10 protein-coding genes are annotated in these 10,766 nt (G+C 68.3%); 5 read left to right on the top strand and 5 right to left on the bottom strand.

What is annotated here, in order from left to right; all coding sequences use genetic code 11:
- From VFP86_16420 to VFP86_16435, 4 genes are all read right to left on the bottom strand, one after another.
- A partial coding sequence (locus VFP86_16420; GenBank protein ID HET9001224.1) for a creatininase family protein occupies window positions 1-694 on the bottom strand: 694 nt, incomplete at its 3' end.
- Window positions 695-711: 17 nt separating this feature from the next.
- Entirely contained in the window at window positions 712-2,268 is a 1,557-nt protein-coding gene (locus VFP86_16425) for an ABC transporter substrate-binding protein (GenBank protein HET9001225.1), read from the bottom strand.
- Window positions 2,269-2,361: 93 nt separating this feature from the next.
- On the bottom strand, window positions 2,362-3,240 hold the full coding sequence (locus VFP86_16430; GenBank protein HET9001226.1) for an ABC transporter permease: 879 nt from the start codon (window positions 3,238-3,240) through the stop codon (window positions 2,362-2,364).
- A complete protein-coding gene (locus tag VFP86_16435; protein ID HET9001227.1) occupies window positions 3,206-4,159 on the bottom strand; it encodes an ABC transporter permease in 954 nt (317 codons plus the stop codon). The genes VFP86_16430 and VFP86_16435 overlap by 35 nt, the downstream gene beginning before the upstream one ends.
- Before the next feature lie 120 nt (window positions 4,160-4,279).
- Here VFP86_16435 and VFP86_16440 point away from each other — a divergent pair, with 120 nt between their 5' ends.
- From VFP86_16440 to VFP86_16450, 3 genes are read left to right on the top strand one after another with little or no spacing between them, the layout of a single operon-like run.
- Entirely contained in the window at window positions 4,280-5,419 is a 1,140-nt protein-coding gene (locus tag VFP86_16440) for an FAD-dependent oxidoreductase (GenBank protein ID HET9001228.1), read from the top strand.
- Window positions 5,420-5,431: 12 nt separating this feature from the next.
- Window positions 5,432-6,979 (top strand): long-chain fatty acid--CoA ligase, encoded by a 1,548-nt coding sequence (locus VFP86_16445; GenBank protein ID HET9001229.1) that lies wholly within the window; start codon window positions 5,432-5,434, stop codon window positions 6,977-6,979.
- Between the two features lie 21 nt (window positions 6,980-7,000).
- Entirely contained in the window at window positions 7,001-7,795 is a 795-nt protein-coding gene (locus VFP86_16450; GenBank protein HET9001230.1) for a 3-hydroxybutyrate dehydrogenase, read from the top strand.
- Between the two features lie 119 nt (window positions 7,796-7,914).
- Here VFP86_16450 and VFP86_16455 read toward each other — a convergent pair whose 3' ends face one another.
- On the bottom strand, window positions 7,915-9,279 hold the full coding sequence (locus VFP86_16455; GenBank protein HET9001231.1) for an MFS transporter: 1,365 nt from the start codon (window positions 9,277-9,279) through the stop codon (window positions 7,915-7,917).
- 219 nt (window positions 9,280-9,498) lie between these two features.
- On the opposite strand from VFP86_16455, the gene VFP86_16460 reads away from it, so the two are divergent.
- Together VFP86_16460 and VFP86_16465 are read left to right on the top strand one after the other, a co-directional pair.
- Window positions 9,499-10,482: a DMT family transporter gene (locus tag VFP86_16460; protein ID HET9001232.1), complete on the top strand. Its 984-nt coding sequence runs from the start codon at window positions 9,499-9,501 to the stop codon at window positions 10,480-10,482.
- Window positions 10,482-10,670, top strand: coding sequence for a rhodanese-like domain-containing protein (locus tag VFP86_16465; protein ID HET9001233.1), 189 nt, complete (start codon window positions 10,482-10,484; stop codon window positions 10,668-10,670). The genes VFP86_16460 and VFP86_16465 overlap by 1 nt, the downstream gene beginning before the upstream one ends.
- The last annotated feature ends 96 nt before the right edge of the window (window positions 10,671-10,766 follow it).

Below are 10,766 nucleotides of genomic sequence, written 5' to 3' on the forward strand. Positions count from 1 at the left end.
CCGGGGTTCCGAGCCCGGGGTCCGACAGGCTGCCCGTCTCCGGGGGCGCCACGTCCTCCATGTCGAGGGGCACCGCGACCCGCATGCCCTCCACTCTGATGGCGCCGAGCCCGTCGGTGGGGCAGCCGAAGACCTTGCGGCGGCCCCAGGCACCGGCCCGCTCGAGCTGCACCCGGTTGGGCCGCAGGTGCATCATCAGGGACCCCACCGGCTCGCCGCCGTGGCCCAACTCCGCGTTCGGCCCGTAGACGCGCGCGACGACCTCCGGGGCCTGCATCAATGCCAGCGGCGCGATGGAGGGGATCACGAGCCCGCGCTGGCGGCGGAAGCGTCTCGCGACGAGCTCCACGATTCCGGCGTTGCCGGCGTGGCCGTTCATGATCGCGATCCGGGGGAACCCGTGGCGAAGGAGACAGTCCACGGTGTCCTCGAGCACGGCATCCAGCGTCGACTCCCTGAGCGTGATCGTGCCGGGGAAGTTGCGGAAGTACTCGGAATAACCGTAGGGAATCGTCGGCGCCACAACGTCACCGGTCAGCTCCGCCGCCCGCGCGGCGATCTCGTCGACGATGGCGTAGTCACCCATCGGGCTGTGCGGGCCGTGCTCCTCGATCGAGCCGAGGGGGATCACCGCGGTGACGCGCGAGGCGATCGCCTCCCGAGCCTCGGTCCAGGTCATGTCGCCCAATCGCATGATCGTGCCCCTTCCTTCTATTTTTCGATCCAGACGTGATTGAGGTAGCCGACGCTGAAGGCGCCGAGCCCCCCCGGCAGCCTGACATACCCTTTGACGGAGCTGCGCGCCGCCTCGGCCTGCGGGCGCCAGACGATGAAGATCCACGGCGCTTCCTGGAAGAGGACGCGCTCCGCGTCGGCGTAGATCGCTTTGCGCCTCGTCCGGTCCGTGATGCGCTGCCCTTCCTCGAGCAGTTGATCCAGCCGCTCGGCCTTGAACTTCACCGCCGCCGCGTAGGCCGTTCCCGTCGAATGGAAGTAGCGGTAGTAGAAGTCGGGGTCGGCCCAGGGCAGGCTCAGGCCGTCCATCATCATCATGAAATCCCCGGTGACCCGCTTCTGGAACAAGGTCGCGACATCGTTGATCTTGAGGTCCACCGTCGCCCCGAACGAGCGCAGCATGGTCGCGACCACCTGCGCGGTGTCGAGATGCACAGTGAGGTTGGCAGATTCGAGCACGAGATGGAGGTCCCCAGGACGCTGGACCCCGGCCTCCTTGAGCAGCGCGAGCGCCCGTTGGGGATCGTACTTCCAGACCTTGCTCGTCTCAGGGTTGTAGGCCCACGCGTCCTTTCGAAGCAGAAAGCCGTCCATCAGCTGCGCCTGTCCGCCGAACGCCGTCAGGCTCACGGTCTGCCGATTGATCGCGAAGTTGAGCGCCTGCCGCACTTTGGGGTTGGTGAGGGGCGGGCGCGTGGGGTTCAGCCGGATCATGTTGAAGACCTCGAACCCGCGGTAGACGCGGAACCCCCGCTCACGCATGAGGAACTCGGTGTCCTGCCACGGCAGATACTCCACGAAGTCGGACTGTCCGCTCCTGAGCGCGTTGACGCGGGCGCGGTCGTCCAGGATGGGGACCAGTTCGACGCGATCCAGGCAGGCGGGGTCCCACGCTTTTGGATACCGCTCCAGGACGTATCGGACATTGGGTTCATAGCTCGTCAGCCGGAACGCGCCGGTCCCGTTCATCGCTTTTTTGAAGTCCCCGCCGGCGTCGGCCCATTTCTTGCTCACGATGAACGTCTCGCGGCCGGCGAGGATGTCGAGGAACGTCGCGCTCGGGTGCTTCAGGCGCACCTCGACCGTGTACTCGTCCTGCGCGCGGGTGCTCTCGACGAGGTCCTCGAACTCCTTTTGCCGGGTCGCTTTGGTCTGCGGGTCCAGGATCCGCTTGAAGGAATAGAGCACGTCCGCGGACGTGAGCGGCGTTCCGTCGTGGAACGTCACATTCCGGCGCAGCTTGAAGATGTAGACCGTGGGCTGGGGCTGCGTCCACGACTCCGCTAGGCCCGGCCCGAGGTTGCCGCGGGCATCGTACTCGACGAGGGTGTCGTAGACGTTCCCCTGCAGCGAAGAACTGGTGGCCCCGAAGTTGAGATGAGGATCCAGCCCGGTCGGATCGCGGTAGAGCCCAAACCTCAGGACGCCGCCCTGCACCGGGCAGGCGGACGCTGGCCCGGGCGCTCCCCCGACCACGGCGGGCACTCCCAGGACCGCAACGACCAGCACCCCCGCCAGAATCTTCCTTCCCATACGCACGGCGCTCCCTCCCATCGGCGGGACCGGCGCGATCAGCCGGTCCCGGGTCTTTTGTCTCTTCGATGCCGGCCGTCCCGGTCCCGGCCTCTATACCGATCCCCGCAGCCGTGGGTCGAGCCAGTCCCGCAGCGCGTCCCCCAGCAGGTTGAAGGCGAGCACGGTGCCCGAGACGATCGCCGCGGGCCAGATGACCGGCCAGACGCTCAGGGTCATGAACCGGCTCGACTGCTCGATCATGCGTCCCCACGACGGGGCCGGCGGTGGAGCCCCGAGTCCCAAGAAGCTCAGCCCCGATTCGAGCAGGATGGCGTGGCCGAGGCCGAGGGACGCCTGCACGAACAAAGGCGCGGCGATATTCGGCAGCACGGCGCGGCGCAGGATCCGGGCCGGGCGCGCGCCTTGGGCCTGCGCGGCCTGCACATACTCGGTCTCCCTGACGGAGAGCGTCGCGGCGTGGGCAACGCGCGCGAACCGAGGGATGTAGAGCAGGGCGATGACCAAGATGACGTTGACCACGGACGGCCCGAGGAAGGTGATGACAAAGATCGCGAGGAGGATCGGAGGGAAGGAGAGCAGCCCGTCGGCGATCCGCATCACGACGAGATCGACCACCCCCCCGAAGAACGCCGCGGCGCTACCGAGCAGGGTCCCGATGCTCACCGCCAGCCCGATGCTGGCGATGCTGACGAGGAGGGTGATGCGGGCCCCGAACGCCACCCGGCTGAGGATGTCCCGCCCGAACTCGTCTGTGCCCAAGAGGTGCACCGGAGACGGCAGCGCCATCCTGAGGAGCGGGTCGATCGTCTCCGCGCCGTAGGGGGTGAGGAGAGGCGCGAGGGCCGCCAGCGCCGCCACTATGCCGACGACCGCCGCCGGCACGAGGAGCTGCAGCCGGCGAACGCGACGGCGGCGGGCCCAGTCCGCCGGGGCGCTAACCGTACCGGATGCGAGGGTCGATAACGGCATAGGTCACGTCGATCAGCGCGTTCGTGCCGATGAAGATCGCGGCCGCGATCAGCACGACCGCCTGGATGATCGGGTAGTCGCGCTGGCCGAGCGCCTGGAGCAGGAACAGGTTCATCCCGGGCCAGTTGAAGATCGTTTCGACGAGGACGCTGCCCGCGAACATCGCGCCGACCTGGAGGCCGAGGACCGTCAGCACCGGCAGGAGGGCGTTGCGCAGCACGTGCTGGCCGACCACGCGCGATTCGGCGAGTCCTTTGGACCGCGCCGTCCGCACGTAGTCCAACGACAACTGCTCGAGCACAGACGAACGGGTCATCCGCATCGCGGTCGCCATCGGGGCCGCGGCCAGTGCTACGGCCGGGAGGACGAGGTGGATCGCGAAGCCGCCGGGGCTCTCCCCGGGGCCCACGTAGCCGCCCGGAGGCAGGAGCTTGAGCCACAGCGTGAAGATCGAGACGAGGATGGGGCCGATCACGAACACCGGGACGGAAAACCCAAGCAGTGTCATCCCGGAGACGAGGGGATCCATGAACGTGCTGCGCGCGCGCGCCGCGTAGACGCCGGCCGTGACCCCGAGCGCCGTCGAGAGCACGGCGGCCGGCACGATGAGCTGGAGCGTGCGGAGGAGCCGCACCGAGAGGTCGCCGGTCACCGCGCGGCCGGAGACGAGCGACCGGCCGAGATCCCCTTGGACGAGGCCGCCAACCCACCCGAGATACTGGACGAGGACCGGGCGACTGAGCCCCAGCTGGTCCCGGACCCGCTGCAGCTGATCCGGGCTCGGGTGCGCGTCGAGCCCGCCCAAGATAATCTGGGCCGGATCGCCGGGAAGCAGATACACGGAAAAGAAGACAACCGAGCCGACCAGCCATAGGAGCACGGCCGCGCTCAGGAGCCGCTTTACCAGATACCGTTTCACCGCGTCGCCTCGGGAAGCATCCCGGCTACAGTCGAACCGCAGCCGGCGTGGGGAAACTCAAAGGCGGACTTAGAGGAAGCAACATCAAATATCCTGCATGGTGTGACGAGGAGGTCCGGCATGCGTGCGCTGTTTGACCTGGACGGGCAGCAGACCTCGGAGACCGATGTCGCCGTGATCGGTGCGGGGATCGTCGGGCTGGCGACCGCATTCTACCTCGCCAGGCGCGGACGGGCCGTGACGGTCTTGGAACGGCGCACCGTCGGCTGGGAGGCGTCGGGACGCACCGCGGCAGGGGTGCGCCAGCAAGGCCGTGATCCACGGGAGCTCCCGCTCGCGATGGCCGCGGTCGAGGTGTGGGGGACGTTGGAAAAGGAGCTGCAGGGTCACACGGGATACCGCCGTGACGGCAACGTCTTCGTCGCCATGAGCCGCGACGAGATGACCCGACTGGAGGAGCGGGCGGCACGCGAGTGCGCGTTAGGACTCGGGGTCGAGATGTTGACGGCCGCACAACTGCGCGCGCGGCTGCCGGCCGTATCCGATCGGTGCGCGGGAGGAAAGTACTGCCCCACCGACGGCATCGCCGAGCCCACGCTCGTGATGCCCTCGCTTGCGCGCGCCGTCGAGCACGCGGGGGGACGGCTGCTCGCGGAGACCGAAGCGTTGGATTTCACGGTGGAGGATCGGCGGGTCGTCTCAATCGTGACCGACGGCATCGAGGTGCGCCCGAGGGTCACGGTGCTCGCGGCAGGACCCTACACACCGCTCCTGGCGATGCGCCTCGGCGTGACGCTGCCGATTACCCCGGTTCGATCGCAGCTCATACGGACGGGGCCGACCGGACCCGTGTGCAAGGAGTTTCTCATCTCGCGTGAGTTGGGCGTCTATTGCCGGCCCGCTTCCGGTGGGGCGATGTTGATCGGTGGAGATGTCATGCGCGGCGAGACCGACCCCCGCGCCGCGCGCGAGAGCGCCCTGCGCAGGATCAGCGCGTGCATCCCCGCGCTGGAGGGCGTCCCGGTCGAGCGGATGTGGTCGGGGTTGCTGGATGTGACGCCGGATGAGGTCGCGATGATTGGCCCCCTGCCGGGTTTCCGGGACTGCTTCGTCGCCGCGGGGTTCAGTGGACACGGCTTCTGTCTCGGCCCCGGGGTCGGCCGGTCTGTCGCCGAGTGGATCGTGGACGGGAAGCCATCGCTTTCGCTCGATGCGCTCTCGCCGGACCGGTTTGGGCCCCCGACGGCGCATGCCGGGTAGCCCCCGAGCGCGATGAACGTCGCGGCGCTTCTGACGAAGGCGGCGCGGACCTATCCCTTGCGGCCAGCGCTTACGTGCGGGGACCGCCAGGAGACCTACCAGGGGTTCCGGGCGCGCGTGGGGTCGTTCGCCGGGGGTCTCCAGGCGCTCGGCGTCGGGACGGGCGATCGCGTGGCGATTCTCCAATCGAACGGTCCGGCGCTTCTCGAGACGCTCTTCGCCGCGTTCACGCTGGGAGCGGTGGCCGTCCCGATCAACGCGCGGTTGCACCCGCGCGAGGTCGCCGTGATCATGCAGGACAGGCGGCCGCGCGTACTGGTGGCCGACTCCGAATTCCTTGCGGGGCTGGACGGCGTGCGCGGCGAGATGCCGCCGGTAGAGCTGGTCGCCTCGGAAGCCGCCGGCGGCGCCCTGAGCTACGATCGCGTGCTGTCGATGGGAGCCTCGGATGTTGCCGACGTGGAGGTGGACGCCGGTGCGGTGGCCTGGCTGTTCTACACGTCGGGCACGACGGGCCGGCCGAAAGGCGCCATGCTGACCCACCGCAACCTTCTCGCCATGACGATGAACGTGTTCGCGGACATTTACCCATTTGCTGCCGCCGATGTCGTCCTCCATGCCGCGCCGTTGACGCACGGCAGCGGGTTGTACGCCCTACCCGCGATCGCGAAAGGGGCGCACAATATCATCTTCCCGCCGCGGTCGTTCGACGCGGGAGCACTCCTCCGTGAGATCGCCGAGCGCCGGGTGACGGTGATCGCGTTCCTCAGTCCGACCCAGGTGACCCGCCTCGTCCGTTCTCCGGAGCGGCCGCGGCACGATCTGTCGAGCCTGCGCGCGATCGTCTACGGGGGGGCGCCGATGGCCGCGCGCGACGTCGAGGACGCCGTCGCCGCGTTTGGCCCCATCCTGATCCAGCTGTACGGGCAGGGGGAAGCGCCGATGACGATTACCGCGCTCGACCCGGCCGTCCTCGGCGACTCCGCGGAGCCCCGCCGGTTGAGTTCGGCGGGGACGCCGCGGACGGATGTCGAGGTGCGAATCGTTGACGGGACCGGCGCGCCGCTTCCGCCGGGCGCGGTCGGCGAGGTCGTCCTGCGGGGCGAGGTCGTGATGGCGGGGTACTGGCGGAACCCCGAGGCGACGGCGGAGGCCCTCCGCAACGGATGGCTGCACACGAGGGACCTGGGGTATCTCGACGACCGCGGGTATCTCTTCCTGCAGGACCGGACGCGCGACGTCATCATCACCGGCGGCGCGAACGTGTACTGCCGGGAGGTGGAGGACGTGTTGCTCCGGCATCCGGCGATCCACGACGCGGTCGTGTTCGGGATCCCCGACGATGAGTGGGGGGAAGCGGTGATGGCCGTCGTCGTGCTCGCCCCCGGCGCGGACCTGGGCGAAGCGGCGACGATTGCGTTCTGCCGGGACCATCTCGCCGGCTACAAGAAGCCCAAACGGGTCGAATTCGCCGCGGAGATCCCACGCAACGCGTACGGAAAGGTGACGCGGCGTGAGCTGCGAGAACCGTACTGGCAGGGGCGGGCGCGGCGGATCTAACGCGCGCCCGGATGGGGGACGATGACGATCGGTCGCGGCAACTTGAGAGATCGGACCGCCGTGGTGACGGGCGCCGCCTCGGGGCTCGGACGGGCCATCGCACTCGCGCTGGCCGCGGACGGCGCGGCCGTCTGCGTCGCCGATGTGGACGCGGCAGGAGGCCGTGAGACGGTCGAGGAGATCACGCAGGCCGGCGGGCGCGCTACGTTCGCGCAGACGGACGTCTCCAACGTCTCGTCGGTGCGGCGCATGATCGATGAGACGGCCGGCGCGTTTGGGCGGCTCGACATCATGGTCAACAACGCGGGGCTGCAGCACGTCGCGCCCGTCACCGAGTTTCCCGAGGAGCGCTGGGCGCGCCTCGTGGGCGTCATGCTCACCGGCACCTTCCTGTGCACGAAGTACGCGCTCCCGCACATGATTCGCCGGAACTGGGGCCGGGTCATCAACATCTCGTCCGCCCACGGTCTCGTCGGGTCGCCTTTCAAGTCTGCCTACGTCTCCGCGAAGCACGGGATCGTGGGGTTTACCAAGGCGGCCGCCTGGGAGGTGGCCCAGCAGGGGATCACGGTCAACGCGATCTGCCCGGGCTATGCCCGCACGTCGCTGGTCGAGCGACAGATCGAGGACCAGGCGCGGGTGTTCAACGTGCCGCCCTCCGAGGTCGTCGAGAAGATCATGCTCGAGGTGCAGGCGATCAAGCGCCTGCTGGAGCCGGCGGAGGTGGCGTCTCTGGCGGTCTACCTCTGTTCGGACGCGGCGCAGGGAATCACGGGCGCGGCGCTGCCGATCGACGGCGGGTGGACGGCGAGATGAGCCCGAGGCGGACAGCGGAGTCGCCGCGGCGCCGGGGGGCCGGCTCCGTCCATAACGGCTCGGGGCCGCCAGACGGCGGCCCCGAATGCTGGTCGACGATGCGCCGCCGCCGGCGCGGCTTACTCGCCTGCAGTCCCCGGCGCGAGTTCGCCTCCCACCTCGTCCCAGATGCGGGTTTTATTGGTCTCGGGCAGGAACAGGCCGCCGACGACGAAGGACACGAGGGCGGTTATGATGGGCCACCACAGCCCCGCATAGATATTGTGGGTGGCCACGGAGATCGATGCCGCGATGAGGGGCGTCAGGCCGCCGAACCACCCGTTGCCCATGTGGTACGGCACGGACATCGACGTGTACCGGATCCGGGCCGGAAAGTATTCGACTAGGAAGGCCGCGATCGGCGCGTACACCAGCGTCACGTAGATGACCTGAATGAAGACGAGCGGGATGAGAACCGCCCAATTCCCGCCGCTATTCTTCATCCCGTGGTAAATCGGGATGTACGTCAGGGCCGCGAGCAGCAGGCCGGCCATGATGACCGGCTTCCGGCCGATCCGATCCGACAGCGCCCCGAAGACGAGGAAGAACGGGGTCGCGAGGACGATCGCAATTGAGACCACGAGCGGCGGTGACACGAAGTCCGTCCTCGGGAACACCTGCGTCTGCAGAAAGAGAAGGCAATAGAACTGGCCCGTGTACCACACGGTCGCCTGGCCGGACGTCGCGCCGATGAGCGCGAGGAGGATCATCTTCCAATTCTTGCGGGTGCCCAGGCTTTCTTTGAGCGGCGCCCTGGATGACTTGCCCTGCTCTTTGAGCCTGGCGAACAGGGGGGCCTCCTGCAGGCGCAGCCGGATGTACATGGCAACGATGAGCAGGACCGACGAGACCAGGAACGGCAGGCGCCAGCCCCAATCTCTGAACGCGGCATCGCCGAGCCACAGCCGGAAGGCAAGCACCACGAGAAGCGCGAGCGCAATCCCCACCGTTGCCGTGGTCTGGATGTAGGATGTGTAGTACCCTCGGCGCGCATCGGGCGCATGCTCGGCGATATACGTGGCGGCGCCGCCGTACTCGCCGCCGAGGGCGAGGCCCTGGATCAGCCGGAACAGCACGAGCAGTGCGGGCGCGAAGATGCCGATCTGCGCGTAGGTCGGCACGAGGCCGGTCAACGTCGTGGCGATCCCCATCACGCTCAGCGTGACAAGGAACGCGTACTTGCGGCCGACGAGGTCGCCGATCCGCCCGAAAACGACCGCGCCGAACGGCCGCACCAGAAAGCCGGTGCCCCAGGTCGCCAGGGAGAGCAGGAACCCCGACGTGGGATTGGCCTTCGGGAAGAACAGGGTGCCGAAGAAGACTGCGAGGCTGGCGTAAATATAAAAATCATACCATTCGATCACGGTCCCCGCCGACGAGGCGAGGATGATTTGCATGAGGCTGAGCTGACGTCCGCGCGGTAACGCCTGAGCCTGGACCGACATTCGCCACCTCTTTCCGATTCTGACGTCGTGGTCAGTGCAGCGGTCTAGATCGTGACTCCTAGCTGCGGCAAGAGGCAATAATTTGGCGCTTCCAATTCCATAAAGAGACGCCTCGCTCCTTGTCCAGGTTGCTTTAATATCGCAAACATACGTTCGCTATTTGTGGCGCGGCCTCCCCTCGGCGGGATGGTTCTTTCATCGGCGGCGTTGCCCCAATCAATGGGGGATCGTGAGCCATGGTCGGACTCGAAGGCCCGCGCGACCGAGGGGATCATGCTTGGGGCGCTCGGCGTGCTGGGGTTCAGCTTTACGCTCCCGGCGACCCGCATCGCCGTGAGCCAGCTCGATGGCACGGTTGTTGGCCTGGGCCGGGCGGTCGTGGCGACGGCGCTGGCGCTTGCCTGGCTGGGCATCCGGCGCGAGGCCGTTCCTCCGCGACGCCTGTGGGCGCGGATCGGAATCGTGGGCGGCGGCGTGGTCATCGGGTTTCCGTTCTTCTCCGCCCTCGCGCTCCAACACCTCACGTCGGCACACAGCGCCGTCATCGTGGGGCTCTTGCCCGCGGCGACCGCGGTCATGGCCGTTGTGCGCGCGGGCGAACGGCCAACGCCTGGCTTTTGGATCGCCTGTGCGTTCGGTCTGGCGTCTGTGCTCGCGTTCGCAGCCACGGAGGGGGCCGGGACGGTTCAAGCCGCCGACCTGCTCGTGCTGATCGCGGTCGTCCTCGGGGCGCTCGGATACGCCGAAGGCGGGGCGCTGTCGCGCGAGCTGGGCGGGTGGCGGGTGATCTGCTGGGCGCTCGTGGCGTCCCTCCCCGTCTCCGTGCCGGCGGTTGTCGTGGCGGCAGGCCGCGGGGGCATCTCGGCGGGGACCGCCGCCTGGCTCGGGTTTGCGTATGTGTCGGTGGTCAGCATGTTCCTGGCGTTCTTTCCCTGGTACCGGGGGCTGGCGATCGGTGGGGTCGCCCGCATCGCCCAAGTGCAGCTCGCCCAGCCGGTCCTCACGCTTGTGTGGTCCGCCCTTCTGATCGGTGAGCCGGTGGGCGCGACGACGATCGCGGCGGCGCTCCTCGTCCTGGCGAGCGTTGCCGTGACCCAGCGGACCGCGGTCCGGCCCGCCAGCGCGATCGCGGGCACCCACGGCACAGGAGGACCATGCCGGGCGGGCGAAGAGCGCCAGACCACAGAAAGGAAGGTGGAGTGATGGCTGGGTCGTCTCCGGAGGTGCCGCGGTTGGACGCCGCCGAGGTGAAGCGCCGGGTCGATGCCGGCGGCGCGATCATCGTGGACGTGCGTTCCCCCGAAGCGTTCGCCAAGCGCCACATCGATGGTGCCCGGTTATTGGATCGAGCGTCCGAGCTTCCACGTGATACCGATCTCGTGTTTTACTGAACCTGACCCGAGGAAGGATCAGCCGCCCGGGCGGCGGCTGCGCTGTGGGGCAAGGGGTACACGCGGGTGTTCGCATTGAAGGGTGGTCTCGCCGAT

Source organism: bacterium, from assembly GCA_035703895.1.
Classification (GTDB): Bacteria; Sysuimicrobiota; Sysuimicrobiia; order Sysuimicrobiales; family Segetimicrobiaceae; genus Segetimicrobium.

Excerpts from the sequence above, each read along its gene's own strand:
- VFP86_16425 (HET9001225.1), bottom strand. The coding sequence starts at position 2,268 with ATGGGAAGGAAGATTCTGGCGGGGGTGCTGGTCGTTGCGGTCCTGGGA.
- VFP86_16430 (HET9001226.1), bottom strand. The coding sequence starts at position 3,240 with ATGCCGTTATCGACCCTCGCATCCGGTACGGTTAGCGCCCCGGCGGAC.
- VFP86_16440 (HET9001228.1), top strand. The coding sequence starts at position 4,280 with ATGCGTGCGCTGTTTGACCTGGACGGGCAGCAGACCTCGGAGACCGAT.
- VFP86_16445 (HET9001229.1), top strand. The coding sequence starts at position 5,432 with ATGAACGTCGCGGCGCTTCTGACGAAGGCGGCGCGGACCTATCCCTTG.
- VFP86_16450 (HET9001230.1), top strand. The coding sequence starts at position 7,001 with ATGACGATCGGTCGCGGCAACTTGAGAGATCGGACCGCCGTGGTGACG.
- VFP86_16455 (HET9001231.1), bottom strand. The coding sequence starts at position 9,279 with ATGTCGGTCCAGGCTCAGGCGTTACCGCGCGGACGTCAGCTCAGCCTC.
- VFP86_16460 (HET9001232.1), top strand. The coding sequence starts at position 9,499 with ATGGGGGATCGTGAGCCATGGTCGGACTCGAAGGCCCGCGCGACCGAG.
- VFP86_16465 (HET9001233.1), top strand. The coding sequence starts at position 10,482 with ATGGCTGGGTCGTCTCCGGAGGTGCCGCGGTTGGACGCCGCCGAGGTG.